Below are 25,166 nucleotides of genomic sequence, written 5' to 3'. Positions count from 1 at the left end.
GCGTTCGATGCGGAGGTATGTTGAGCCGCACGGCTGGCGTGGGTCCGCAGCCGAGCGGAAGGACGGCGATTTGCGCATCGGCAAGATCACGGTTGGCGCACTTGACGAATGGTCGCTGAAGCCGGGAAATGTCACGTCATGGCATCCGACAGACGCCGCTCGGGAAAAGGCGCGGCACGCGCCGGTCAGTGCGGTGCCGATCAGTTACATGCAGCGCCAGCATCTCCGCAATTTCTGCGAACGGACAGCCGCGGGACTGAACTTCTCTCGACAAATCATCGCGAGCTGCGACGTGGTCGGTGAGTGCGACATCACGGCGATGGATCACGCCGTCAACGCCTATCTGCGCCGACACGACACCTTCCGCAGTTGGTTTGCAACCACCGACGAGGGGGAGTTCATTCGGCATGCCCTCGCGGATCCTTCCGACATCGAGTTCATGCCCGTCAATCACGGCTTCCTGACTGTTGATGAGATACACGCCCATGTGGTGGGCATACCGAGCCCACTGGAATGGGCATGCTTCACTTTCGGGATCATCCAGAACGAGGACTACTTCACTTTCTTCGCTGCCGCGGATCACGTCCATGGAGACGCGACATTGATCGGCACGACCATGTTGGAAGCAAATGGCATGTATTCGTCGTTCAACGAGCGTGGAACTGCGCTCACACTTCCGGATGCCGGTAGTTTCGACGATTTCTGTGTCCGCGAGCGTGAGCGCACGTCAGCTTTGACCGTGGATTCGCCTGAGGTTCGGGCTTGGATCGATTTCGCCGAAGCCAACAACGGCGGCTTCCCAGAATTTCCGCTCCCGCTAGGTGATCCGCTCAAGTCGAGCAGCAGTGACATGATGTCGGAAGTCCTCATGGACCCAGCTCAGACGGAGCGCTTTGAATCAGCTTGCACAACCGCCGGCGCGCGCTTCATCGGCGGCTTGTTCGCCTGCCTTGCCCAGGTCGAACACGAGCTGACCGGTGCCCTCACCTATTACGGGCTCACTCCTCGGGATTCGCGAAGCGCGACGGACAATTTCATGACGCAAGGATGGTTCACCGGCCTGATTCCGATCACCGTGCCGATTGGCGCTGCGTCCTTCGCTGACGCCGCTTGGTCAGCGCAGGCGGCTTTCGACTCGAGCCTGAATATGGCGAAGGTACCCTATTACCGCGTTCTGGAATTGGCACCGGGGCTGAATTGGCCCCAGCCGAATTTTCCGGTCTCGAATTTCTTTCATGGTGGCGCCGCTCCGCTCAACGCTGTTCTGGCAGCCGCCGACATGGGTCTCGCCAACAATATCGGAATATATCCGGATGGTCGTTTCTCGTATCAACTCACTATCTACATCTTCCGCTACGGCGAGGGCACGGCGATGGCGGTCCTGCACCCCGATAATTTGGTCGCAAGGAAATCGGTCGCCCGCTATATGAACAAGATGAAGACGGTGTCGGAAATGGTCGCTGACAGCGGGAATTGGGGGGGTGTCGCATAGCGTGGAGCGGCGGGGGGTGAGAGAGATATGCGGCGGTTAGCCCATCTCGTCGTGCGGTGGCCCTGGGTGGTGATCGGGGTCTGGCTCGCGATGGCGTTGGCGCTGCCGCTGGCACTCCCATCCCTCGATGAGATGGCCGAGAAACACCCGCTCGTCATCTTGCCCGACGATGCACCGTCGAGCGTCACCGCCAAAAGGATGGCAGAGGCTTTCGACGAGTCGGGCTCGGACAACCTCTTAGTGATCGCATTCATCAACGAAGCCGGGCTGGTGCCTGCCAACGAAACCACCTACCGCAAGGTGGTGGATGCGCTGCGCGACGACGTCACCGACGTCGTATCGGTGCAGGATTTCCTGAGCACGCCACAGCTGCGCCCTTTTCTGACGAGCGAAGACAAGACGACCTGGGTACTGCCAGTCAGCCTGGAGGGCGAGCTGGGGACACCGCGGGGCTTCGAGTCATTCAATCGGGTGTCCGACGTCATCAGGCATAACGTCGGCGGAAAGGACGTGACCGGAGCCCTCACCGTCTACGTCACCGGTCCCGCAGCTACAGTCGCCGACCTCACCGTCGCCGGCCAGCACGATCGCCTGCCGATCGAGATCGCGATCGCTGTCCTGGTCCTTACCGTGTTGTTGTTGGTGTACCGCAGCTTGGTCACCATGTTGCTGCCATTGGTCACCATTGGCTCGTCGATACTTATCGCGCAGGCCGTCGTAGCCGGTTTTTCCGAGCTGACAGGTTCGGGTGTCTCGAACCAGTCCATCGTCTTCCTCAGCGCGATCATGGCGGGTGCCGGAACCGATTACGCAGTATTCCTCATCAGCCGCTTCCACGACTATCTCCGGACAGGTGTCGATATCGAGCGAGCGGTCACAGCCGCGCTGGTCTCGATCGGCAAGGTGATCACCGCATCTGCCGCCACTGTAGGCATCACCTTTCTGCTGATGAGCTTCACTCAAATGGGCGTGTTCAAGACGATAGGGGTCTCGTCGGCGATAGGGATCGGCATCGCTTTCCTAGCCGCAATAACCCTGCTGCCGGCAATCTTGATGATCGCCGGACCGCGTGGGTGGGTTAGACCGAGGCGCGAACTGACGGCGCAGTTCTGGCGACGCTCGGGTATACGGATAGTGCGCCGACCCGTGCCGCACCTTGTTGTGAGTCTGCTCGTCTTGATTCTTCTGGCCAGCTTCGCAATGTCCGCGCGGTTCAACTATGACGATCGCGAAGCCGTGGCGGCGTCAGCGGCGAGCTCGGTCGGATACGCGGCACTGGAACGTCATTTCCCGATCAGCCAATCAATCCCGCAATACATACTCATTCAGTCCCCGCACGATCTACGCACACCACGTGCCCTCGCGGACTTGGAGCAAATGGCGTCGCGCATCGCGCAACTGCCCGATGTCTCTGTGGTCAGCGGTGTCACACGACCGCTGGGAGAGGTACCCAGGGAGTTCCGGGCGACATTCCAGGCGGGACTCGTCGGTGACCGGTTGTCCGCGGGCTCCGCCCAGATCGGGCAGCGCACAGACGACTTGGACGAACTGGCAACCGGCGCCAACACGCTGGCCGACTCCCTGGTCGACGTTCGTGCACAGATCGATTCAATCGCGCCGAGTATCAAGAGTCTGCTGGAAACGGTCTCGTCGGTGAAAACTCAGTACAGCGGCGACACCTTAGTGCGGTACGTCGAAATCGCAGCGCAGCTCATCGACAGCCTCAACAAGCTCGGAACCGCCTCGGGCATGAGATTCGCCGCCGTCGAGGACATGTTCGCCTGGATGGGTCCCGTCCTGTTTGCGCTCGATGGCAACGCGGTCTGCGATGCCGATCCGTCTTGCAGAGCCACCCGTGCCCAGTTCCAGCGCGTGGTAGATGAAAATAACGACGGAAGCCGGAATGAGATCAATCAGCTCGCGGGCGAATTGCAGAGCGTCGAGAACGAGCAGGCCTTCAAGGCCACGATGAACAAGCTCAACGGCGCGCTCACCGCCGTCGGCGAGGCGGTCAGTGAAATGGGGCTGGACAAACCGGGTGGTATTGAAGAAGGTCTGTCCGATCTGCAGAAGGGTGCCGCCCGCCTGGCCGGGGGAAGCCAGCAAGTGGCCGACGGAGTCGACGAACTTGTCAAGCAGGTCAAGCTGGTGGCTACAGGCCTCGACCAGGCATCGGCTTTCTTGATGACGATGCGGCACGACGCGGCAGACTCGTCGATGGCAGGGTTCAATATCCCGCCCCAGGTGCTGGACTCAGTGGAGTTCAGGAAAGCCGCCGAGGCTTTCGTCTCGCCAGACGGCCGCTCGGTGAGGTATTTGGTGCAGACCAAACTCAACCCGTTCAGTTCTGAGGCGATGGATCAGGTCAAGACGATCAATGACATCGCCCGCGGGGCTCAGCCCAACACTGCCCTCGCAGACGCGTCGATATCGATGGGCGGATTTCCCACCGCTCTGCGGGACACGCGCGACTACTACCAGAACGACATCCGATTCATCATCGTCATGGCACTCATCGTCGTCATGCTGACGTTAATCGTGCTCTTGCGTTCGATCGTCGCTCCGCTTTATCTCGTCGCTTCGGTCGTGGTCTCCTACTTCGCAGCGATCGGTCTCGGCGTCTTGACGTTCCAAGTGATTCTCGACGAGGAGTTGCATTGGAGCGTGCCTCCGCTGGCGTTCGTGGTGCTGGTCGCAGTGGGCGCCGATTACAACATGCTCTTCGTGTCGCGTCTGCGGGACGAATCGCCCCACAGCGTGCGTTTTGGCGTCATTCGCACCTTGAGCTCGACTGGTGGTGTAATCACCGCGGCGGGCCTGATTTTCGCCGCCTCAATGGCCGGGCTTCTGTTTTCCAGTATCGGCACCGTGGTCCAGGGTGGTTTCGTGATCGGCGTGGGGATCTTGCTAGACACCTTCGTGGTTCGCACTATCACGGTTCCTGCCGTCGCCGCGCTGATTGGGAAGGCGAACTGGTGGCCCTCACGGATTCGGCCGTCATCGTCGAACACGCGGATGCCGGCCGAGGTCACCTAGCAGACGCTGGCCCAGCGCCACAGGTCAGATATTGAAACAACAAACGGAGCAGCCAGGATTGTGACTACCACGACCCAGTCATCGATTCTGTCGATGCTGCACGGACGAGCCAGCCTGCGACCCGATGAAATCGCATTCACGTTCACTGATTACATCGACGCCTCGGCGGTTGCCCAGAGTGTCACTTGGTCGCAACTGGCACGACGAACAACGAACGTGGCACACGAAATTCGGCGCCATGGCTCGCCCGGCGACAGGGCCGTGATCCTGGCCCCGCAGAGTCTCGAGTACATCCTGGCATTCCTGGGGTCCATGCAGGCTGGACTGATGGCGGTGCCGCTCCCCTTGCCGCACCCCGGTTCCGGTCACGAGAGAGTTAGAGCGGTACTTGCCGACACTGAGCCGTCGGTCGTCCTCACGACTTCAGCGTCTGGAGACCACGTCCGCGATTTCGTGAATGCGGCTCGCGAGAAGGCCGCACCGCAGATCATCGAGATCGATGCACTGAACATCGAAGCCGAGAACGACGTAAGTGTTGCGCCGGACGAGTGGCCCTCCGTTGCGTATTTGCAGTACAGCTCGGGCTCGACCCGGCTACCGACGGGAGTCATGGTTTCGCATCGCAATCTCACCGTGAATTTCGAGCAGCTGATGAAGAGCTTTTTTGCGGACTCTCCACTCCCACAGGACGCCACGCTCGTGTCGTGGCTGCCGTTCTACCACGACATGGGTCTGGTGTTGGGAGTCTGTGCCCCGATTTTGTGCGGTCGTCGCGCTGCGCTGATGAGCCCCGTTGCGTTCCTGGAAAGACCGGCCCGATGGATGCGTGCGCTGGCCGAAAACCCGCACGCGTGGTCATCGGCACCCAACTTCGCCTTCGACCTAGCCGCGCGCAAGACGTCTGACGAAGATTTGAATGGACTCGACCTTGGCGGGGTGGTGGGCATCATCAGCGGCGCGGAACGGGTGGAACCGGCGACCTTGCATCGCTTCGTCGATCGATTCGCGCATTTCAATTTCCGCGACCACATGATGCGCCCTGCGTACGGGTTGGCCGAGGCGACGGTCTTCGTCGCGACGGGCACGTGGAGTGAATCGTCGCCCGCGGCTCACTTCGACGCGGAGGCGCTGGGTGTTGGCCGCGTTCAACCCTGCGGATCCGGGGAAGGGACGGGGCTGGTGAAGTATCGGATGCCCCAATCCCCGTCGATACGGATCGTCGACGTCCAGACGCACCAGGAGTGTGCGGCGGACGTGGTCGGGGAGATCTGGGTTCACGGAGAAAACGTCGCCGAGGGCTACTGGCGCAAATCGGTTGGGGAGCAGAGCTGCTTCGGCGCAACCCTTGTCGACCCATCACCTGGCACGCCGGACGGACCATGGCTGCGCACTGGAGACCTCGGCTTCGCCTACGAGGGCGAGTTGTTCATCGTCGGCCGCATCAAGGATCTGCTAATCATCCGTGGTCGCAACTATTACCCCGAGGATATTGAAGCGACAATTCAAGAGATCACTCGCGGTCGCGCCGCGGCGATATCGGTTCCCTTGGGCAGTACCGAAAAACTCGTCACCGTCGTCGAGGTCAAGACCCCGGGTGAGCTCGACGATACGGCGAAGCGCTCGCTGAACGCCGTCAAGAGCGATGTCACTGCCGCAATATCGAATACGCACGGTCTCAGCGTGGCAGACCTCGTCTTGGTGGCTCCCGGGGACATTCCTACGACGACGAGCGGCAAGATCCGTCGCTCTGCGTGCGCCGAGCAGTATCGACGCAATGAATTCCATCGATTGGACGCCTGAGGAAGCCGATGACTGGAGTAAGGTGCATCGCACTGAAGCCGAATAGGGCGGAGGCGTATCAGAAAGCCATGAAACGACTTCTCGCACTCGGCGTCACGCTCGCCACGATCGGCACGACAGGTTGTTTCGGAATCGGCATCGCTATAGCCGACGAACCGCCGTTCGTACCGCCTACACCTGACAACCCGGCGAACGTTCCCCTGCCTAAGGGAACCCCAGGGAAGGGTTACGCCCTTGGCGGCGCCCGCGTACTGGGCATCCCCTATGACGAATACATCATGCGTACCGGCGCGGACTGGTTTCCGGGACTGGACCGTCAGATCGTCGACTATCCCTCCGGACAGGTGCAGGGTCACACCCTGGAACGACTGTTCCCGGGCATCGGTCGACTTGACGACGAAATCATGCCCGGAGCGGGTCTTGACGGCCCCAGCGTCGCGGAATCGGTCGACGTAGGAGCGCCGAACGTCATCAATGCGATCCGGGAGGGCGGGCCCGGCACAGTCCTTGGGTTATCCGAGGGCGCAATGGTGCTCAATGAGGTCCAGGCGCGACTCGCGTACGACCCTGCCGCCCCGCCCCCGGATCAGTTGAGCTTCGCGATGTACGGCGACCCGGTGGCGCGGCACGCGTTCGGTGAGAGCTTTCTGACGCGTTCGTTCCCGGTGGGGACCCTGACGCCGTTCCTCGACTATCGGGTCCCGCCGCCCGTGGAGAGCCAGTACGACACCTATCAGTTCGTCACCGCGTATGACAGCATCGCCGACTGGCCGGACCGGCCGGACAACTGGATGTCAATCATCAATGCGCTTGCTGGCCTCGCGTCCGGTCACACCTCGGTGGCGTTCACCAAACCGAGCATGGTGCCGCCGCAGAACATCCGAACGACTGTCAACTCACGGGGCGCGAAGACAACCACCTACTTCATCCCCGAGGAGCACCTTCCGTTGGTTCTGCCGTTCAAATACGTCGGGGTCCCCGAAGAGACGCTGCTCAAGCTCGATGCGGTGCTGCAGCCTTACGTGGATGCGGGATACTCGCGAGCCGACAATCCGCTGACCGCGCCCATCACCGTGGCTCCGGGTAACGGTTACGACCCTGCGGCCGTCACGGCGCCTGCGACCCAGGCCGCCTTTGGCGGCGCCGCTGATCCGCTCTCGCAGATGCTGGCCGGGATGCAATACGTCTTGAAGAACGCCCCTTAGCCGCTGCCCCCGTTACAGGCCGGCGAAGCCTACAGCAAGCAGCACGCCTCCCACGGCCACCAACAGCAGAGAGACTCCGCGTCGGCCTTGCTCCCGCACCCAGTCGTAGAGCGCGGACAGTGTCGCGCGCGTGCGGTCCGGGGCCACCAGGTAGCACAGCAGCGGAATCTCTACGAGCGCGAATGCCACCACGTTGAACAGGATTAGTGCACCGAACTGGATTGTCGCCGCAGTTCCGGAGGCGACGATAAGTGCCAGCGCTGCCAGGTAATCGACCGACGGCAGGGCGATGCCGAGGCCCGCGACGCCCGCTGTCCACAGCGACCGGCTGTCCAGCAGTCGTCGAGCCCGTGCCGCAAGGTGCGCCGACATCCGAGTCAGGGGGCCGGGGGACGCGATGCCACCGGAACGTCCAACGATCCCCGTGTACACCAACGCAGCGTTGATCAGAACGACCGCGCCCACAACGATCTGCACCCATGGAAGCGTCGAATTTCCGGAGGCAAGCGGTGGGCGCAGCACGAACAGCACGATGGCGCCGACTGAGATGCCCATGACGAAACCGCCGATGATAAACGCGAGTAAGTGGAGTGCAGGCCGTGGGCGATTGAGCATCACGACCGTCATGCCGACGCGGAACGGCTCCAGACTGACCGCAAGTGCCATCAAGAGGAGCGGTATCCACATATGTTCGTCGATTCCCCGACCTACCGGTCATCCGCTGGCGGCTCGAGCATGGGCGTCACGTTACCGGTTGCCGTCACGCCGATTCCGACCGTCACCAGGTGCCGCGTCCACGACGTATCGCGGTCCGGTCAGCGGGCCGGACGTGGCCGCCGCGTGCGGTCGCGTGTGAAGATGGACGGGATATGAGCGCAACTGATCTGAGCCCGGCGACACTTCGCGAAGCGTTCGGGCACTTCCCGTCCGGTGTCATCGCGATCGCCGCGGAGATGGAAGGCACCCGTATCGGACTGGCCGCGAGCACCTTCGTTCCGGTCTCGCTCGACCCGCCGCTGGTGTCGTTCTGCGTCCAGAACACCTCCGAGACGTGGCCCAGGCTCAAGGAAGTCCCGTCACTGGGGATCAGTGTGCTCGGCGAAGCACACGACGAAGCCGCGCGGACGCTGGCCGCCAAGACCGGTGATCGTTTCGCCGGCCTGCACACCGTGTCGCGAGAATCCGGCGCGGTCTTCATCGACGGCACCGCGGTATGGCTGGAAAGCGTGATCGAGCAACTCGTCCCCGCCGGCGATCACACGATCGTGATCCTTCGGGTCTGCGACATCACCGTGCATGCCGACGTCGCGCCGATCGTGTTCCACCGCAGTACGTTCCGCCGCCTCGGCAACGGCTGATCTGGGTGCGCTACCGGTCGCTCAGCGATCGGTGATGCACCAAAGCCGTCGGATCAGGGCCGCGCGCTGAGCTCCTCGCGATACCCGGCCACCCGTCGCTCCAGCTCGTCCGCGTCGGCGGCTCGGCCTTCCTTGCGGGCGAGGACCGCGCGGGTGCTGAGCTCGCGGATCGCGGTGCGAATGTCGTTGATGCTATGCGGGTGTCGAAGTGCCACGATGCAACCTTTCGTCGTTGATTGGCCGCTACCCGCAGGGTACCTGCGGAATCGTGCCCGTCAACGGCCTGCCGTCGCCCCGCTGCACGGCGGAGAGCCTTAACGGGTTGATCGCAAGTACCTCGTGCATGCGATCAACCCGTCAGTGAAGTTCCCGGCTCTACCGTCGCCGGCTCAAGCTGTTTGTTCCGGCTCCTACCGTCGCCGGAAAAGCTTGTCGCCGAGCCACACCACCGGGTCGTACTTGCGGTCGGCGGCCCGCTCCTTCATCGGGATCAGCGCATTGTCGGTGATCTTGATGTGTTCGGGGCAGACCTCGGTGCAGCACTTGGTGATGTTGCAATAGCCCAGACCGTGCACTTCCTGCGCATCCTCGGCGCGCCGCTCGTGCACGTCGAGCGGATGCATGTCGAGTTCGGCCTGACGCATCAGGTACCGCGGGCCGGCGAACGCCTCTTTGTTCTCCTCATGATCGCGGATCACGTGGCAGACGTTCTGGCACAGGAAGCACTCGATGCACTTGCGGAACTCCTGTGACCGGTTGACGTCCTCCTGCGCCATTCGGTATTCGCCGGGCTGCAGGTCCTTCGGCGGCGTGAACGCCGGGATCTCCCTGGCCTTCTGATAGTTGAACGACACGTCGGTCACCAGATCGCGGATCACCGGAAAGGTGCGCAGGGGAGTCACGGTGATGACCTCGTTTTCGGCGAAGGTCGACATCCGCGTCATACACAGCAGACGGGGCCTGCCGTTGATCTCCGCCGAGCAGGATCCGCACTTGCCTGCCTTGCAGTTCCAGCGCACGGCCAGGTCGCCGGTCTGGGTCTGCTGCAGCCGGTGGATGATGTCGAGCACCACCTCACCCTCGTTGACCTCAACCGAGTAGTCCTGCAGCGCGCCGGCGTTGTCGTCGCCACGCCACACTCGCATCTTTGCCTGGTAGCTCATGCGTCTCTCCTAGACGAGTGGTTGGCGAGTTCTTCGGGGGTGAAGTACTTCTCCAACTCTTCGATGTCGATCAGCTCCAGCAGGTCGTCGCGCATCGGCACCTGGTCCTGCCTGGTGATGTCGATGTCGGGAACCACGGTCTCACCTTCGGCGCGGCACACCAGCAGCGTCTTGCGCCACTCGGATTCCATCGACGGATAGTCGTCGCGGGTGTGCCCGCCGCGGCTTTCGGTGCGCTCCAGCGCGGCCTTGGCGATGCACTCGCTGACCAGGATCATGTTGCGCAGGTCGATGGCCAGGTGCCAACCCGGGTTGAAATGTCGGCCACCCTCGACCCGAACCCGCTTGTACCGCTCGCGCAGCTCCTTGAGCTTGTCGATGGCCTCGGTGATCTCGTCGGATTTACGGATGATGCCGACCAGGCTGTTCATCGTGTCCTGCAGGTCCAGCTGCAGGGTGTACGGGTTCTCGGCGTTGTCGCCGTTGGACGGGCCCTCGAACGGATGCAGCGCCAACTTGGTCGATTCCTCGACCGCCGCGTCGGATACCGTCGGGCGCTCACCGAGCGCGCGCACGTAGTCGGCCGCGCCCATGCCGGCGCGCCTGCCGAACACCAACAGGTCCGACAGCGAGTTGCCACCCAGCCGGTTCGAGCCGTGCATGCCGCCCGAACACTCACCCGCGGCGAACAGTCCCGGCGTCTTGGCCGCACCCGTGTCCGGGTCGACCTCGATGCCGCCCATGACGTAGTGGCACGTCGGCCCGACTTCCATGGGCTCTTTGGTGATGTCGACCTCGGCCAGCTCCATGAACTGGTGGTACATCGACGGCAGCCGCCGCTTGATCTCCTCGGCCGGCAGCCGCGACGCGATGTCGAGGTAGACGCCGCCGTGCGGGGTGCCGCGCTCGGCCTTCACCTCGGAGTTGATCGCACGGGCCACCTCGTCGCGGGGCAGCAGGTCAGGGGTGCGCCGCGCGGAGTCGTTGTCCTTGAGCCACTGGTCGGCTTCCTCCATGCTCTCGGCGTACTGGCCTTTGAACACCGCCGGGATGTAGTCGAACATGAAGCGCTTGCCATCGGAGTTCTTCAGCACTCCGCCGTCGCCGCGCACACCCTCGGTGACGAGGATGCCCTTGACGCTGGGCGGCCAGACCATGCCGGTGGGGTGGAACTGGACGAACTCCATGTTGATCAGAGTCGCGCCCGCCCGCAGTGCCAGCGCGTGGCCGTCGCCGGTGTACTCCCATGAGTTCGACGTCACCTTGTAGGACTTGCCGATTCCACCGGTCGCCAACACCACGGCCGGCGTCTCGAACAGGACGAAGTTGCCGCCTTCGCGGTAGTAGCCGAACGCGCCCGCGATCCGATCGCCGTCCTTGATGAGGTCGGTGACCGTGCACTCGTGGAAGACCCGAATGCGCGCCTCGTAGTCGCCGAACTCCTCTTTGTCTTCCTGCTGCAAGGAAACGATCTTCTGCTGCAGGGTGCGGATGATCTCCAGGCCGGTGCGGTCACCGACGTGCGCCAGCCGCGGATAGGTGTGCCCACCGAAGTTGCGCTGGCTGATCTTTCCGTCCTTGGTGCGGTCGAAGAGCGCGCCGTAGGTCTCCAGCTCCCACACCCGATCCGGGGCTTCCTTGGCGTGCAACTCGGCCATGCGCCAGTTGTTGAGGAACTTCCCGCCGCGCATGGTGTCCTTGAAGTGGACCTGCCAGTTGTCCTTCGGGTTCGCGTTGCCCATCGCCGCGGCGCAGCCGCCCTCGGCCATCACCGTATGGGCCTTGCCGAACAACGACTTCGTGATCACCGCGACCTTCAGGCCGCGTTCGCGCGCCTCGATGACCGCGCGTAAACCCGCACCGCCGGCGCCGATCACGACGACGTCGTAGGAGTGCCGTTCCAGTTCCGCCATTAAGAAAACCTCACTACCGATTGAATTAGGCGCTCAGCCAATGAATCTCAGGTCGGAGATGGCACCGCTGGCCACCAACATGATGTAGAAGTCGGTCAGCATCAGCGTGCCGAGGGTGATCCACGCATACTGCTTGTGGCGCACGTTGAGCCTGCTGATCTGGGTCCACATCCAGTACCGCACAGGATGTTTGGAGAAGTGCTTGAGGCGGCCGCCGGCGACGTGACGGCAGGAGTGGCACGACACCGTGTACGTCCACAGCAGGATCACGTTGCCGACGAGAATCACGTTGCCCAAGCCGAATCCGAAACCCGAGGGCGAGTGGAACGCCGCGATCGCGTCGTAGGTGTTGATCAGCGAGATGAGCACGGCGATGTAGAAGAAGTAGCGGTGGGTGTTCTGGATGATCAGCGGCAGCCGCGTCTCGCCCGTGTAGTGCGCCCGAGGTTCCGGCACCGCACAAGCCGTCGGCGACTGCCACACCGACCGGTAGTAGGCGCCGCGGTAGTAGTAGCAGGTCAAGCGGAACAGCAGCAGGAACGGCAGCGACACCGCCGCGTAAGGCAGCCACCACACATCGGGCAGGAACTGGCCGAAGTGGCTGGACTCCGGGATACACCCGGACTGCTCGGCGGCGTTCCACTTCGCCAGACACGGCGAGTAGAACGGCGTCAAGTAGTGGTAGTCGGCTACGTAGTACCACTTCTGCATGAACGCCCGCACCGTGGCGTAGATCAGGAAGGCCGCGAAGCCCAGGTTCACGATCAGCGGTGACTGCCACCACCGGTCGGTGCGCAGCGTGCGTTGCGGAATCTCGGCACGGCTCGGCGAAAAGACGCCGGTCGCCTTGCGGTCGGCGGTGGGTGCGCTCACTGTTGCCTTTCGGTGTTGAGTTGTCCCGGTGCCCGGGGGTCCGCGTCAGCGGACGCCGCCGAGCCCTTCGTCATCGACGCCGCGCCAGAAATCGGTGTCGTACTGGGTGTCCGGGATCGGGATGCGGTCTCCGGCGTGGTGGTGCACCACGCCTCGGGTCAGCTCCAGCTCTTCGGCGTCAATGTCGAGACGGTCGATGTCGTTGAGGATGCGTTCGGCGTCGTTGACGATCCGACGCGTCGCGGGGGTGTCCCCGTACCTCGACGCCAACGATGTCACGCACCGCCGCAGGCTTCCGATTAGCTCGTGCAGCTCGGCAAGTTCGGTAGTGCTGGACAATTGACCTCCTTGGGCTGAAGGGTGTCAGGCATCACAGTACGACACCCGATGCTAGCTCCATCATGCAGTGCACCGTGAGACAGATCACGTCAAACTAAAAGGAGACGGCCCGATGCCCGACCAAGTCCTCAAAGAGCGGGCCGTGGCCCTGCTGGCCTTACACGTACCGGGGAACCCGGTGATCCTGCCAACCGTCTGGGACGCCTGGTCGGCCCGGCTGGCGGTCGACGAAGGATTTGCTGCGCTCACCGTCGGAAGCCATCCGCTGGCCGATTCCGTCGGTAAACCGGACCAGGAGGGCATGTCGTTCGACGACGTGATCGCCCGCGTCAAGCAGATCACCGCTGCCGTCGACGTGCCGGTCTCGGTCGACCTCGAGTCCGGCTATGCCCAGCCGCCCGCGCGGCTCATCGACGGCCTGCTGGAGGCGGGCGGGGTCGGGTTCAACATCGAAGACACCGTGCACAGCGAGGATGGCCGGTTGCGCTCGGCGACCGAGCACGCGGAACTCGTCGGCGCGCTGCGTGAGGCGGCGGACGCGACCGGCGTGCACGTGGTGATCAACGCGCGCACGGACTTGTTCCTGCGCCAGGACGGCGACGAGTCCGACCGGGTCGATCGCGCGATCGCGCGGTTGACCGAAGCCGCCGCCGCAGGAGCCGACGTGCTCTACCCCGTCGGCCGGCATGATCCGGACACGTTGCGGCGCTTGACATCCGAGTTACCTCTGCCGGTGAACGCGATCGGGCTGCCCGACCAGGACGACCCCGCGTCGATCGGGCCGCTCGGTGTGGCGCGAGTCAGCTTCGGACCGTTCCTGCAGCGCGCGCTGTCGGCACAGGCCAAGGAACTGTTGCAGCGCTGGGTCTAGGACGAAAGACGTGCCCGACGACGATTTGAACTGGCAGGACGACCAGTCGCTGGTGATGGCTGCGGGCGTGGTCGCGGCGGTCCTGGTGGCGATCCTGATCTACGCGGTGGTCCGCACCTCGGACGCGGCCAGGGTGCCCGCTTCGGTGCCGCCGCCGGCGGCGACGTCGATTCCGCTGTCGTACACCACCACGACGACAACCACCCCCAGCTACACGATGCCGAGCGTGGAGACGACCGAGATCAGGGCACCGGAGCCACCGCCGACCACCACCGCCGCGGCCCCCACGACGACCGAGCGTTGAGACGACGAAGCCGGTGGAACCGAAGTTCCACCGGCTGCCGTATCGAGGTGCTTACTTGTTTTCGATCGCGATGCGCTGCGTCTGGCGGCCCTTGTGGGCGTCGGGGATCCGCACCGTCAGCACACCGGTGTCGTACTCGGCCTTGATGTCCTGGCCGGTGACGTGCTCGGGGAGCTTGAACGATCGACGGAACGACCCGTACCGCACCTCGCGAAGCGTGCGGCCATCAGTCTCTTCGGACCGCTCGTCGCGACGTTCGCCGTGGATCACGAGGTAGCCCCGGTCGACCTCGACGTTCACATCCTTCTCGACGTCGAGGCCCGGAAGCTCGACGCGGACGAGCGCGTCGTCGCCCTCCCTGACGATTTCCGCGGCGGGGGTGAACGCCCCCGCGGCCCAGCTTTCAGCGGTCGCGGGACCGAAGAAGTCGCGTACCCAACGGTCCAGATCCCACGTGGGACGAGTGCGTAATGCCAAAGTGCTCATGTCTGCCCTCCTCGCTGTCGAACCGGCACTGTGCCGGTTTCTCAATCAGTAAAACTTGAGTCACCCACACTCATATTCCGCTAGGTCGTTCGCCGCGAGCGAAGCCGCAGCATCGGGCTCACAGCGGCCGCGGGTTGATGTGAGCACACCGTGATCGCTGCTTCACACGAGGCGACATTGCGGCAATATCGGCTGCTTAGCGTCGGCGGCATGCGGTCAACAAGAAAGGTGGTCGTGGTCGGCCACGGCATGGTCGGTCACCGATTCGTCGAGGCGCTGCGGTCCCGTGACGCCGACGGCCAGTGGCGGGTGACGATCCTCGCCGAGGAGGCCGACGCCGCCTACGACCGGGTCGGGCTCACCGGGTACACCGAACACTGGGACCGCAGCCGGTTGGCGCTCGCGGGCAACGACTACCCGGATGACGAGCTGGTCGAGCTGCGGCTGGGCACGCGGGTCACCGGGATCGACCGGACGGACAAGGCGGTGCTGACCGCCGAGGGTTTCCGCATTCCGTACGACGCCTTGGTGTTGGCGACCGGCTCGTATGCGTTCGTGCCGCCGGTGCCGGGCCGCGACCTGCCGGCCTGCCACGTCTATCGGACCCTCGACGACCTCGACGCGATCCGGGCAGGCGCCGAAACGGCACTCGCGTCGAAGGCGCCCGTCGGTGTGGTGATCGGCGGTGGCCTGCTCGGCCTGGAAGCGGCGAATGCGCTGCGCGCGTTCGGGTTGAAGACCCACGTCGTCGAGATGGCGCCCCATCTGATGGCCGCACAGCTCGACGAGGCAGGCGGCGCGCTGCTGAGCAGGATGGTCAAGAGCCTGGGCATCGAGGTGCACACCGGTGTGGGCACCGAAACCATCGCGCCGGCACAGCGCAACCGGCCGCTGCGCAAATCCGACCAGGACGACTCAGTGCGGTTGTCCCTCAACGACGGAAGCCATATCGACACCGGTCTGATCGTGTTCGCCGCCGGCGTGCGCCCGCGCGACGAACTCGCTCGCGAAGCGGGCCTGGACATCGCCCAGCGCGGTGGTGTGCTGACCGACCTATCCTGCGCCACAAGCGATCCCGACATCTACGCCATCGGCGAGGTGGCCGCGATCGAGGGCCGCTGCTACGGGCTCGTCGGCCCCGGCTACACGAGCGCGGAGGTGGTGGCCGATCGCCTGCTCGGTGGCGCCGCCGAGTTCCCGGAAGCCGACATGTCGACCAAGCTCAAACTGCTCGGCGTCGACGTGGCCAGCTTCGGCGATGCCCAGGGCCATACGCCCAACTGCTTGAACGTCGTGGTCAACGACCCGGTCAAGCAGACCTACGCGAAGCTGGTGCTCTCCGATGACGCCAAGACCCTGTTGGGCGGGATCCTCGTCGGTGACGCGTCGGCCTACGGTGTGCTGCGTCCGATGGTCGCCAGCGAGCTGCCCGGTGACCCGCTGTCGCTGATCGCACCCGCCTCCGACGGCGACGCACCGGCTTTGGGCGTCGGCGCGCTGCCCGACATCGCGCAGATCTGCTCCTGCAACAACGTCACCAAGGGTGACCTGAAGGAGGCCATCAGCGGCGGATGCGCCGACGTGCCCGGCCTGAAGAAGTGCACGCTCGCGGGCACCTCCTGCGGTTCGTGCGTGCCGCTGCTCAAGCAGCTGCTGGAAGCCGAGGGCGTCGAACAGTCCAAGGCGCTGTGCGAACACTTCTCGCAGTCGCGCGCCGAGTTGTTCGAGATCATCAGCGCCACCGAGATCCGCACGTTCTCCGGGTTGATCGAGAGGTTCGGCACCGGAAAGGGTTGCGACATCTGCAAACCGGTGGTTGCGTCGATCCTGGCCTCGACGAGCAGCGAGCACATCCTCGACGGGGAGCAGGCCTCGCTGCAGGACTCCAACGACCACTTCCTGGCCAACATCCAGCGCAACGGCAGCTACTCGGTGGTGCCACGGTCACCGGGCGGTGAGATCACACCGGAGCAGCTGATCCTGATCGGCGAGATCGCCAGGGACTTCGGCCTGTACACCAAGATCACCGGCGGACAGCGCATCGACATGTTCGGCGCCCGCGTCGACCAGCTTCCCGAGATCTGGCGCCGCCTCGTCGACGGCGGCATGGAGTCCGGGCACGCCTACGGTAAGTCGTTGCGCACCGTCAAGAGCTGTGTCGGCTCCACATGGTGTCGCTACGGCCAGCAGGATTCCGTCGACATGGCCGTCGAAATCGAGAAGCGCTACCGCGGGCTTCGCGCACCACACAAGATCAAGATGGCGGTGTCGGGATGCGCGCGCGAATGCGCGGAGGCGCAGAGCAAAGACGTCGGCGTCATCGCCACCGAACAAGGTTGGAATCTTTACGTCTGCGGCAACGGCGGCATGTCGCCCCGACACGCGCAGCTGCTGGCCGGCGACCTCGACGACGAGACGTTGATCCGGTACATCGACAGGTTCCTGATGTTCTACATCCGCACCGCCGACCGGTTGCAGCGCACTGCGCCGTGGCTGGAGGCGATGGACGGGGGACTGGACCATCTCCGCGATGTCGTCTGCAACGACTCCCTGGGCTTGGCAGCCGAATTCGAGGCCGCGATGGCCCGCCACGTCGAGGGCTACGCATGCGAATGGAAGGGCGTACTCGACGACCCGAACAAGCTGTCGCGCTTCGTGTCGTTCGTCAACGCCCCGGACGTCGCTGACCCCACAGTCGAGTTCACCGAGCGGTCCGGCCGCAAGGTGCCCGTCCCCATCGGAATGCCGAAGGTGCCCCAAAGATGACAACTCTCAACGATATCCAGGTCTGGACGACAGCCTGCCGCTACGACTTCCTGATCCCGAACCGCGGGGTCGGCGTGTTACTCGCCGACGGCAGCCAGGCGGCGCTGTTCCGGCTGGACGACGGGTCGCTGCATGCGGTCGGCAACATTGATCCGTTCTCGGGCGCGGCGGTGATGTCGCGCGGCCTCGTCGGCGATCGCGGCGGCCGACCGACCGTGCAGTCACCGATCAAGAAGCAGGCCTTCGCGATCGATGACGGCGTGTGCCTCGACGATCCCGAGTTCTCGCTGCCGGTCTACCCGACGCGCCTCACCGCCGACGGCCACGTCGAGGTCCGCGGCTGACCCTTACTCGTCTTGCGCGAAATTGCATTCCAGCAGCGAAAGTTCGAGTGAACGCCTGCTGGAATGCCATTTCGCGGCGGTGAGTCAGGCTGCCAGCGGAACGCGGGCGCGGCGGAACCGGTTGGCGATCAGCCGCACCATCGCGGGATGGGTGCCCAAGGGGTCGGCGACCGCGTCGGCACCGCTGGCCCGCAGCCGGTCCTGAAACAGGCCCTCGGCCAACAGGTAAGAGGCCACGACCGCCCGCCGCGCACCAGCGCGACGCAGCCCTGCCACCGCGTCGGCGACGCGCGGCTCACCGGTCGCGGCGTACGCCAGTTCGACCCGCTCGCCGATCACCGCCGACAACAACGCCGACGTCTGGCGCAAATCAGATAATGCACCGGGATCGGACGTGCCCGCCGCCGCCAGCACCACCGAATCGCCCGGCCGCCAGCCGCACTCGATCAAGCGATCCATGAGTACCCGCGTCAACGCTGGGCTGGGTCCGAGCGCCTCGGACACGGTCACGTCGGGATGCCCACTGGCCGCGACGTGTGCGGGGATGTCGACGTTGACGTGATATCCGCGCGCCAGGAATGCCGGCACGAGGATCGTCCGATCGGACAACGTCTGCAGCACTTCGCTCGGTGTCGGGCCGAGAACGTCGACGAACGCGACGTGGATCGGGGTGCCGAGCACCGTCGACACCCGGTCGGCGAGGTTTCCGATCAGCGCGACACCGCTCTGTTTACGCGTGCCGTGCGCTACCAGCAGATAGCTCACGGCGCACTCACCAGGTTGTCCTCGACGGCCAGGCGGTAGCCGCGCTTGACGACGGTCGACACGATGTTCTTGTCGCCCAACGCCGTTCGCAGCCGCAAGACGGCGGTTTCGACGGCGTGGGTGTCGGTGCCGGTGCCGGGCAGAGCCCGCAGCAGGTCCGCGCGCGACACCACCGCTCCCGGCCGGTGGGCGAGCGCGCGGATCGTCGCCATGCCCGCCGGCGACACCGGCTTGACGACACCGTCGACCAGGACGCACGTGCCGCGGATCTCGAGCAGGTGCCCGGCCACCCGAATGGTGCGCGTGCACAACAGCGGCAGTTCATCGGTGATGTGACGGGCCAACGCCCCCAATCGCATTCGCTCCGGAGCCGACGTCGGTACACCCAACCGAACCAGCGGGCGGGCGGTCACGGGGCCGACGCACATGGCGTGCACGTCCCGGCGGAAGGCGGCGATCACCTGGTTCTCCAGGCCCATCTCCTTGGCCCGCAGCAACACCGACGCGACAGCGGGCGCCGACGTGAAGCTGACCGCATCGAACTTCTCGTCGGCGATGCCGGCCACCAGTTGGTCGAAGTCACCGTTGTGTGGCGCCGGATGCCACCGGTACACCCGGATCGGCACGACCTCGGCACCCGCGGCGCGCAACTCGTCGAGGAACTCGGGAAACGGGTCCCAGTCATCGGTGGCTCCGTGCAACTGCACCGCGATCCGCTGCCCGGCGATACCGCCCTCGACGAGGTAGTGCAGCAATTCGCGTGACGACTCCGAGTCGGGGGACCACTCCTCGGGCAGCCCGGCGGCGCGCAGCGCACCGGTCGCCTTGGGGCCGCGCGACACGACGCGCGCCTTCGCGAGCGCGGCGGTCAGATCGTTGGCCAGCCCCCAGCCGTCGGCCGCGGCGACCCAGCCGCGGAACCCGATGCCGGTGGTGGCGATCACGATGTCGGGCGGGACGTCGATCAGGCCCTCGGTGTGGGCACGCAGTTCGTCGTCGTCGGGCAACGGCACCATCTGGATCGCCGCCGCGCTCGTCACCGTCGCACCGCGGCGGCGCAGCAGTGCACTCAGCTCGTCGGCGCGCCGAGCGGAAGTGACGGCCACCCGGAATCCGGTCAGCGGCGCCCAGTCCGGCTCAGTCATGGAACCTGTGTAAGCAGCGCATGTTTCCAAGTGATTACTTGGCCATTTCCGAGGCGTGTCGACACCGCCCGCAGCCTGCAGAACGTCATGAAACCCGACGTTAACGAGGCGTTATTGCCTCAACGTGCCGCGCGGTGACCCCGCCGTGAAATTCCCCTCACCCCACACCCGGTGCGGGTGTGAGTCTCACCAGACGTCGCCGTCGCGCCAGTCGCAGGTGATCTCGGCGCTGGTGTCGAGTTCCACACTGACCGGCAGCACGAACAGTGCGTTGTCGTCGTCGGGAGTGCGAGTCAACCCGGCCGGTGCCAACACCGACGTCGGTCCCTGCCACGGCAGCCAACCGCGGGCGGTGTAAATCGGCCTGCCGGCTTCCGTCGCGCTGAGGGCCCCGAGCTGATACGCCCCGCGGATCACCTGCTCTGCGGCGTCCATCACCGCGCGAGCCAGGCCCTGCCCACGCCAGTCCTCACGGACCGCGACCGCTTCGACGTAACCGCACCGCAGCGCGGTATTGCGGTACAGCAGCCGCCGCTGCACCACTGCCGCATGCGCGATCAGCGCACCGTGGTCGAAGATCATCGCGTGCATGCCGCCGAGCGAGTGCTCCCAGTCGACGTCGGTGAACGAGCCTTCGAAGGCGTCGATCACCATGCGCTTGGCGTCCGAGCGCGTCTCCGGGTCGAGGTCGGAGGTATGGATCAGCCGTGCGCTGTGGATGCGCACGACGGGAGCGTACGGATCCTGAACATGCACACTGCTTTTCTACCAGCGCGGTGAGACTAACGGTCCCCGAACGGTCGGCGCGGCCGCGACCAATGCATCCGCACCGTTTGCCCGGGTCGCACCTGAGCAACCTTGTCGATGTCCTCGTCGGCGACCACACCGATCACCGGGTACCCGCCCGTGACCGGGTGATCCGGCCCGAGAATGACGGGAAAACCGTTCGGCGGCACCTGAATTGCGCCCCTCGTGGCACCCTCGCTCGACAGTTGCCGGTCCGGCCAGCGGTACTCGAGTGGCCCGCCGACCAACCGCATGCCCACGCGGTCGCTCTTGTTGGTCGCCTGCCAGTTCGTGCGAATCAATACATCCGGATCGACGAACCAGTCGTCGCGCGGGCCGGGCACCACCGTCAACTCGAGCACGTCGTCCTCGATGGCCGCGACGGGAGCCTGGTCGAGCTCGGGGAAGTCGTCGGTGTGCTCGCCGACGGGCAGCACATCGCCCGCCCGCAGCGGCTGCGGACCGATCGCCGACATCACGTCATACGACCGCGAGCCCAGTACCGGTTCGACGTCGATGCCGCCGCGCACCGCCAGATATGTCCGAAGGCCGGCGCGCGGCGCGCCGAGCGAGATCACCTCACCGTCGCGGGCGTAGTGAATGCTGTTGGTGCCGAACAACACTCCGTCGACGGAGGGATCGGTGTCGGCGCCGGTGACCGCGATCGCGATATCGTCACCGTGCACCCGCGCCGCCAGCCCGCCGAACGTCACCTCGATGGTGGCCCGATCGCCGGGGTTGGCCACCAGCCGGTTGGCCAGTGTGTGCGAGCTGCGGTCGGCGGCACCGGAGCGGCCTACGCCCATATGCGCCAACCCGGGCCGGCCCAGGTCCTCGACCAGAGCCAACGGGCCCGAGCGCAGGATCTCCAGCGTCGTCGTCATGACTCGACCGCCCGGAACTGGACCCACATGCCCGATGTCAGCAGCGCCGGGCTGTCTCGGTTGATGTCCCACAGCACCGCGGAGGTCCGGCCGATCAGCTGCCAGCCGCCGGGCGACTCGCGCGGATAGACACCGCTGAACTCACCCGCCAGACCCACGGCGCCGGCAGGCACCTTGGTCCTCGGCTCGGATCGCCGCGGCACCTCGAGCCTGCGGTCACCGCCGACGAGATAGGCGAAGCCCGGTGCGAACCCGCCGAACGCGACCCGCCACAGGCTGCCGGTGTGTGCGGCGACGACGTCGTCACGGGTCAGCCCCGTCAGTCGGGCCACCTCGTCGAGATCGGGACCGTCGTAGACGACGTCGATGGTGAGGTCGGCGCGGCCGCCGGCGGGCGGTGTCAGCTCGGCCTCCGGATCGGCGTCGATGCGCAACCCGCCGAGACGCTGTCGCGTCGGCGCCTGATATCTGGGCTCGGCGAGCTTGACCAACACGGTTCGCGCGGCGGGCACGATGTCGAGGACGCCGGGCAGGTCGGCCCGTCGGATCGCCTCGTTCCACGCCAGCACCTCGGCGGTGGTGCCGAACTCGAGCAACAGCGCCCGATCCCCGTAGTCGCGGATCGGCATCGCGCCGGCGCCCGGCACGTCACGTTCCATCTCGGCTGTCACGGTCATACCTGCGAAATTACCCGCGAGTAGCTTGCAATACGCCTGCTCTATGAGCCTTGCCAGAGGAGTTTTAGCGATGCCTCAAGCGGCGGGCCGATACGTCGGCTCGCGGCGCTTGATGAAGGCGATCACCCGGTACGTCACGGGCAGCACGACCACTTCCACCGCGGTCTTGTAGACCCATCCCAACGCGGCGTACACCACGAACGAGCGCATGTCGCCGAATCCGATGATCGGTGCGGCGATGGCACAGAACACCAACGTGTCCGCGAACTGGCCGACGACTGTCGAGCCAAGCAATCTGGCCCACAGGTGCTTCTCTTTGGTGCGTGCCTTGATACGCACCACCACCCAGGCGTTGACCAACTGTCCCACCAGGAAGCCGGCCAGCCCGGCGGCCGCCAACCCAGTGATGGACGCGACGGTGCTGGCAAGCGCCTCCTGGTTGGTGTAGTCGGGCGCAGCAGGGAGGTGCACGGTCGCCCACAACACGAGTACCGCCAACGCCTGCATGCAAAAGCCGATGATCACGGCGCGCCGGGCGGCTTTGAACCCGTATACCTCGCTCAACACATCACCGATGACGTAGGTGAGCGGGAAGACGAGGAATCCACCGTCGGTGAGCAGCGGGCCGAACGCGACGCCTTTAGTGGCGGCGATATTGGAGATCAGCACCAGGCCGGTGAAGACCGCGACCAGCGTCGGGTAGTAGGCCGATCCCGTGGTCGCGAACCCGCGGTGTTCGGCCTCAATGTCGGCGGTCACCGCGCAATCTTCTCAGGCGAGGGCTTGGGCGATGCGCGCCGGCAGTTGGTCGGCCACCAGGGGATAGGACAGCGGTGAGGCGAAGGCGATCGCGCCCGCGAGTTCCTTGCCCGTGAAGACGTTCGCCGTGCCGCGCTCGGCGACCCTCGGCTCGGCCAGCAGCGCAGACTGTTCCTCGTCGGACTCGGTGGCCCAGATCAGCACGTCGGCGCCGAGTCCGTCGGTGACGCTCAGGCCCATGGCGGTGAGGAACTCGGTGCGCCATGCGGGCGTCAGGGCTTGCGGTTCTCCGTTGTCCAGTTGGCCGTGCAACAGCGCCGCCGACTTGCCCGCGAAACCGGGATTGCTTTCGGCGACCGCGATGAACTTGTCGCCGACGGCGACGAGCAGCGCCTGCATCTCGTCGTGTTTGAACACCGCCTGCCCGATGGTGGTGGCCTGTTGTTTCCACGGCTCGAAGAACGCCTCGGCACCGGCCTGCGCGACGGTCGGCGCGATCTCCGACAGCCTCGAGTAGGTGTCCGAATCGAGTCCGGCGTTGGTGGCGACGATGAGGTCGGGGTTCAGCCCTGCGATCTGGTCGACCTGAATGCCCTCGGCGAGGCTGAGCACGGCGGGTTGTGCAGAGCCGAGTTTGGCTCGCGCCCAGGGCCATACCGCGAACGGTTCGCCTCCGAACCAGTCGGTCACCGCGACCGGTACGACGCCGAGCGCGAGCAGGTCGTCCTGCTCGGTCAATCCGGCGCTGACCACCCGCTTGGGCGGCGCGGGGATTTTGGTCTCGCCGAAGGCGTGCTTGACGGTGACCGAGCCGTCCTTGGCCACGGCGCCGGGTTTGTCCGAACCGCAGCCGGCCGTGAATCCCGCCGTGACGAGCGCCGCGCCGGCGGTCATCGTCAGGAAGCCTCGTCGATTCAGCCCCGTGGCCACCCGGCGAGCGTAGCTAACCGACCTGGAAGTTCCCGAACAACACGACGGCCAGACCCAGTGCCACGACGATGTTCACCACGGTCGCCGAGGCGAACAACGCCACCGGTCGCCAACCGGCTTCCCTGAGTCCCCTCAGCGAGAACTCGAGACCGATCGCGACGAACGCGAAGATCAGGAACCACGTCCGCAGGTCGTTGACCGTGCTGATCGCCGACTTGTCCCCGCCCCACGCCAGATACAGCGTGCCCACGATCGACGCGGCGACGAAGCCGAGCACGAATTTGGGGAAGCGCTCCCAGAACTGCCCGATCGACGGCCGCGCCTCGGCGCCCGATTTGCGCTCCACCTTCAGCGCGAAGTAGGCGGTCAGCGCGATTGCGACGACCCCGATCAGCGCGTTCTGGGTCGTCTTGACGATCGTCGCGATCTGCAGCGCGTCCTCACCGGCGATGGCGCCGGATGCCGCGACGGCGGCGGTGGTGTCGATGTTTCCGCCGATCCAGGCGCCGGCCACCGCGTCGGAGAGGTTGAAAACGTCTGCCAGCCAAGGCAACAGGAAGATCGACGGCAGCGCGAACGCGATGACCAGAGATGCCGCGTAGGCGAGTTGCTCGCGTTTGGCCTGCACGGCACCTGCCGCTGCGATGGCCGCGCTCACCCCGCAGATCGACACCGCCGACGCGAGCAGCGCGCGCAGTTTGTCCTCGAGTCGCAGCACTCCGCCCAGCCACCAGGTGAAGCCGAAGACGATCGAGATCAACAGCAGCGCCTGGACGATGGCCGGGCCCGCCGCGGTGACGAGCACCTTGAGGTTGATCGATGCGCCGAGCAGCACCAGACCGGTCTTGATGAAGAACTCGGTGCGGAAACCGCGCGACAGTGCGTCGCGTAGGGCCAGGCGTGACAGCACGACGTTGCCCAGTAGGCCCAAAGCGATGGCGTAGACCGGGAATTCGATCGATTTCGCGACGCGCTCGAACGCGGTGCCGTCGGCCCACTGCGGCACGTGCGCTTCCAGGTAGCGCGTGACGGCCCCCAGCGCGAGCACCACGAGTACCCCGGCGACGACGTAGCCGACCCCCGAGGGTGAGGTCTGCGGCTTCGTCGTGGTCGTCTGTTCGGTCACGGGATCACGCTTCCCGGAATCGCGCCCACCAGGACGAGCGCGAGCAGCGAAAGGCCGACAATGGCGGCGAGCCAGTCCTCGTTCATGCGCGGACCGTACGTCGGCCGCCGCGTAGGGGACATCCGTTGTGATCAGCCCGATTTG

At 65.2% G+C, this 25,166-nt stretch carries 24 protein-coding genes; 9 read left to right on the top strand and 15 right to left on the bottom strand.

Annotated elements, in window-relative coordinates; all coding sequences use genetic code 11:
* The first annotated feature begins 70 nt into the window (after positions 1-70).
* The 4 genes from CEX88_RS05410 (at position 71) to pe (ending at position 7,533) form a co-directional block, all read left to right on the top strand.
* Complete coding sequence (locus CEX88_RS05410) at positions 71-1,492, top strand: condensation domain-containing protein (protein ID WP_094292831.1); 1,422 nt, start codon at positions 71-73, stop codon at positions 1,490-1,492.
* A 27-nt stretch (positions 1,493-1,519) separates the two neighbouring features.
* A complete protein-coding gene (locus tag CEX88_RS05405) occupies positions 1,520-4,528 on the top strand; it encodes an MMPL/RND family transporter (RefSeq protein ID WP_094292679.1) in 3,009 nt (1,002 codons plus the stop codon).
* A gap of 60 nt (positions 4,529-4,588) precedes the next feature.
* The gene (locus CEX88_RS05400) at positions 4,589-6,328 is read left to right on the top strand and encodes an AMP-binding protein (RefSeq protein WP_094292678.1); all 1,740 of its coding nucleotides are present in this window, start codon (positions 4,589-4,591) and stop codon (positions 6,326-6,328) included.
* 68 nt (positions 6,329-6,396) lie between these two features.
* Positions 6,397-7,533: an acyltransferase PE gene (gene pe, locus CEX88_RS05395; protein WP_066848033.1), complete on the top strand. Its 1,137-nt coding sequence runs from the start codon at positions 6,397-6,399 to the stop codon at positions 7,531-7,533.
* A 12-nt stretch (positions 7,534-7,545) separates the two neighbouring features.
* Here the strand turns inward: pe and CEX88_RS05390 are convergent, their stop codons facing one another.
* Positions 7,546-8,220, bottom strand: coding sequence for a GAP family protein (locus CEX88_RS05390; protein WP_066848032.1), 675 nt, complete (start codon positions 8,218-8,220; stop codon positions 7,546-7,548).
* A gap of 182 nt (positions 8,221-8,402) precedes the next feature.
* On the opposite strand from CEX88_RS05390, the gene CEX88_RS05385 reads away from it, so the two are divergent.
* Positions 8,403-8,891 carry a flavin reductase family protein gene (locus CEX88_RS05385; RefSeq protein ID WP_094292677.1) on the top strand — a complete coding sequence of 163 codons (489 nt, stop codon included), beginning with the start codon at positions 8,403-8,405 and terminating at the stop codon, positions 8,889-8,891.
* Positions 8,892-8,944: 53 nt separating this feature from the next.
* Here CEX88_RS05385 and CEX88_RS26010 read toward each other — a convergent pair whose 3' ends face one another.
* The 5 genes from CEX88_RS26010 to CEX88_RS05360 all read right to left on the bottom strand — a co-directional run bounded on the left by CEX88_RS26010 (position 8,945) and on the right by CEX88_RS05360 (position 13,179).
* Positions 8,945-9,106, bottom strand: a complete 162-nt coding sequence (locus CEX88_RS26010; RefSeq protein ID WP_094292676.1) for a hypothetical protein — start codon at positions 9,104-9,106, stop codon at positions 8,945-8,947.
* A gap of 195 nt (positions 9,107-9,301) precedes the next feature.
* The gene (locus CEX88_RS05375; protein WP_066848028.1) at positions 9,302-10,054 is read right to left on the bottom strand and encodes a succinate dehydrogenase/fumarate reductase iron-sulfur subunit; all 753 of its coding nucleotides are present in this window, start codon (positions 10,052-10,054) and stop codon (positions 9,302-9,304) included.
* The gene (locus CEX88_RS05370; RefSeq protein ID WP_066848025.1) at positions 10,051-11,967 is read right to left on the bottom strand and encodes a fumarate reductase/succinate dehydrogenase flavoprotein subunit; all 1,917 of its coding nucleotides are present in this window, start codon (positions 11,965-11,967) and stop codon (positions 10,051-10,053) included. Before CEX88_RS05370 ends, CEX88_RS05375 begins: the two co-directional genes overlap by 4 nt.
* A gap of 33 nt (positions 11,968-12,000) precedes the next feature.
* A complete protein-coding gene (locus CEX88_RS05365; RefSeq protein ID WP_064399957.1) occupies positions 12,001-12,840 on the bottom strand; it encodes a hypothetical protein in 840 nt (279 codons plus the stop codon).
* 45 nt (positions 12,841-12,885) lie between these two features.
* Positions 12,886-13,179: a hypothetical protein gene (locus tag CEX88_RS05360; protein ID WP_066848023.1), complete on the bottom strand. Its 294-nt coding sequence runs from the start codon at positions 13,177-13,179 to the stop codon at positions 12,886-12,888.
* A gap of 112 nt (positions 13,180-13,291) precedes the next feature.
* Here CEX88_RS05360 and CEX88_RS05355 point away from each other — a divergent pair, with 112 nt between their 5' ends.
* Together CEX88_RS05355 and CEX88_RS05350 are read left to right on the top strand one after the other, a co-directional pair.
* Positions 13,292-14,050 (top strand): isocitrate lyase/PEP mutase family protein, encoded by a 759-nt coding sequence (locus tag CEX88_RS05355; RefSeq protein ID WP_094292675.1) that lies wholly within the window; start codon positions 13,292-13,294, stop codon positions 14,048-14,050.
* 10 nt (positions 14,051-14,060) lie between these two features.
* Complete coding sequence (locus CEX88_RS05350) at positions 14,061-14,354, top strand: hypothetical protein (protein WP_066848017.1); 294 nt, start codon at positions 14,061-14,063, stop codon at positions 14,352-14,354.
* A gap of 51 nt (positions 14,355-14,405) precedes the next feature.
* On the opposite strand, the gene CEX88_RS05345 is transcribed toward CEX88_RS05350, so the two are convergent.
* Complete coding sequence (locus CEX88_RS05345; protein WP_066848014.1) at positions 14,406-14,840, bottom strand: Hsp20/alpha crystallin family protein; 435 nt, start codon at positions 14,838-14,840, stop codon at positions 14,406-14,408.
* A gap of 210 nt (positions 14,841-15,050) precedes the next feature.
* On the opposite strand from CEX88_RS05345, the gene nirB reads away from it, so the two are divergent.
* On the top strand, positions 15,051-17,606 hold the full coding sequence (nirB, locus tag CEX88_RS05340) for a nitrite reductase large subunit NirB (protein ID WP_094292674.1): 2,556 nt from the start codon (positions 15,051-15,053) through the stop codon (positions 17,604-17,606).
* The gene (nirD, locus tag CEX88_RS05335; RefSeq protein ID WP_094292673.1) at positions 17,603-17,950 is read left to right on the top strand and encodes a nitrite reductase small subunit NirD; all 348 of its coding nucleotides are present in this window, start codon (positions 17,603-17,605) and stop codon (positions 17,948-17,950) included. Before nirB ends, nirD begins: the two co-directional genes overlap by 4 nt.
* 84 nt (positions 17,951-18,034) lie before the next feature.
* Here the strand turns inward: nirD and CEX88_RS05330 are convergent, their stop codons facing one another.
* The 8 genes from CEX88_RS05330 to CEX88_RS05295 form a co-directional block, all read right to left on the bottom strand.
* On the bottom strand, positions 18,035-18,715 hold the full coding sequence (locus CEX88_RS05330) for a sirohydrochlorin chelatase (protein WP_094292672.1): 681 nt from the start codon (positions 18,713-18,715) through the stop codon (positions 18,035-18,037).
* Positions 18,712-19,860, bottom strand: a complete 1,149-nt coding sequence (locus tag CEX88_RS05325) for a uroporphyrinogen-III synthase (protein WP_066848007.1) — start codon at positions 19,858-19,860, stop codon at positions 18,712-18,714. Before CEX88_RS05325 ends, CEX88_RS05330 begins: the two co-directional genes overlap by 4 nt.
* Positions 19,861-20,046: 186 nt before the next feature.
* Positions 20,047-20,616 carry a GNAT family N-acetyltransferase gene (locus CEX88_RS05320; RefSeq protein ID WP_066848005.1) on the bottom strand — a complete coding sequence of 190 codons (570 nt, stop codon included), beginning with the start codon at positions 20,614-20,616 and terminating at the stop codon, positions 20,047-20,049.
* A gap of 26 nt (positions 20,617-20,642) precedes the next feature.
* On the bottom strand, positions 20,643-21,530 hold the full coding sequence (locus tag CEX88_RS05315) for a 5-oxoprolinase/urea amidolyase family protein (RefSeq protein WP_094292671.1): 888 nt from the start codon (positions 21,528-21,530) through the stop codon (positions 20,643-20,645).
* Positions 21,527-22,207 (bottom strand): 5-oxoprolinase subunit B family protein, encoded by a 681-nt coding sequence (locus CEX88_RS05310; RefSeq protein WP_094292670.1) that lies wholly within the window; start codon positions 22,205-22,207, stop codon positions 21,527-21,529. The genes CEX88_RS05315 and CEX88_RS05310 overlap by 4 nt, the downstream gene beginning before the upstream one ends.
* A gap of 75 nt (positions 22,208-22,282) precedes the next feature.
* On the bottom strand, positions 22,283-22,966 hold the full coding sequence (locus CEX88_RS05305) for a queuosine precursor transporter (protein WP_066847998.1): 684 nt from the start codon (positions 22,964-22,966) through the stop codon (positions 22,283-22,285).
* A 12-nt stretch (positions 22,967-22,978) separates the two neighbouring features.
* A complete protein-coding gene (locus CEX88_RS05300; protein ID WP_094292669.1) occupies positions 22,979-23,896 on the bottom strand; it encodes an ABC transporter substrate-binding protein in 918 nt (305 codons plus the stop codon).
* A gap of 13 nt (positions 23,897-23,909) precedes the next feature.
* Positions 23,910-25,022 carry a YeiH family protein gene (locus tag CEX88_RS05295; RefSeq protein WP_094292668.1) on the bottom strand — a complete coding sequence of 371 codons (1,113 nt, stop codon included), beginning with the start codon at positions 25,020-25,022 and terminating at the stop codon, positions 23,910-23,912.
* Positions 25,023-25,166 lie beyond the last annotated feature (144 nt).

The organism is Mycobacterium neumannii, from assembly GCF_002245615.1.
Taxonomy (GTDB): domain Bacteria; phylum Actinomycetota; class Actinomycetes; order Mycobacteriales; family Mycobacteriaceae; genus Mycobacterium; species Mycobacterium neumannii_A.
Note: the sequence above shows the minus strand (reverse complement) of the source record. Positions and strands in the feature narration are given on the sequence as shown.

Excerpts from the sequence above, each read along its gene's own strand:
- CEX88_RS05405 (WP_094292679.1), top strand. The coding sequence starts at position 1,520 with ATGCGGCGGTTAGCCCATCTCGTCGTGCGGTGGCCCTGGGTGGTGATC.
- pe (WP_066848033.1), top strand. The coding sequence starts at position 6,397 with ATGAAACGACTTCTCGCACTCGGCGTCACGCTCGCCACGATCGGCACG.
- CEX88_RS05390 (WP_066848032.1), bottom strand. The coding sequence starts at position 8,220 with ATGTGGATACCGCTCCTCTTGATGGCACTTGCGGTCAGTCTGGAGCCG.
- CEX88_RS05385 (WP_094292677.1), top strand. The coding sequence starts at position 8,403 with ATGAGCGCAACTGATCTGAGCCCGGCGACACTTCGCGAAGCGTTCGGG.
- CEX88_RS05375 (WP_066848028.1), bottom strand. The coding sequence starts at position 10,054 with ATGAGCTACCAGGCAAAGATGCGAGTGTGGCGTGGCGACGACAACGCC.
- CEX88_RS05370 (WP_066848025.1), bottom strand. The coding sequence starts at position 11,967 with ATGGCGGAACTGGAACGGCACTCCTACGACGTCGTCGTGATCGGCGCC.
- CEX88_RS05355 (WP_094292675.1), top strand. The coding sequence starts at position 13,292 with ATGCCCGACCAAGTCCTCAAAGAGCGGGCCGTGGCCCTGCTGGCCTTA.
- CEX88_RS05345 (WP_066848014.1), bottom strand. The coding sequence starts at position 14,840 with ATGAGCACTTTGGCATTACGCACTCGTCCCACGTGGGATCTGGACCGT.
- nirB (WP_094292674.1), top strand. The coding sequence starts at position 15,051 with ATGCGGTCAACAAGAAAGGTGGTCGTGGTCGGCCACGGCATGGTCGGT.
- nirD (WP_094292673.1), top strand. The coding sequence starts at position 17,603 with ATGACAACTCTCAACGATATCCAGGTCTGGACGACAGCCTGCCGCTAC.
- CEX88_RS05325 (WP_066848007.1), bottom strand. The coding sequence starts at position 19,860 with ATGACTGAGCCGGACTGGGCGCCGCTGACCGGATTCCGGGTGGCCGTC.
- CEX88_RS05315 (WP_094292671.1), bottom strand. The coding sequence starts at position 21,530 with ATGACGACGACGCTGGAGATCCTGCGCTCGGGCCCGTTGGCTCTGGTC.
- CEX88_RS05310 (WP_094292670.1), bottom strand. The coding sequence starts at position 22,207 with ATGACCGTGACAGCCGAGATGGAACGTGACGTGCCGGGCGCCGGCGCG.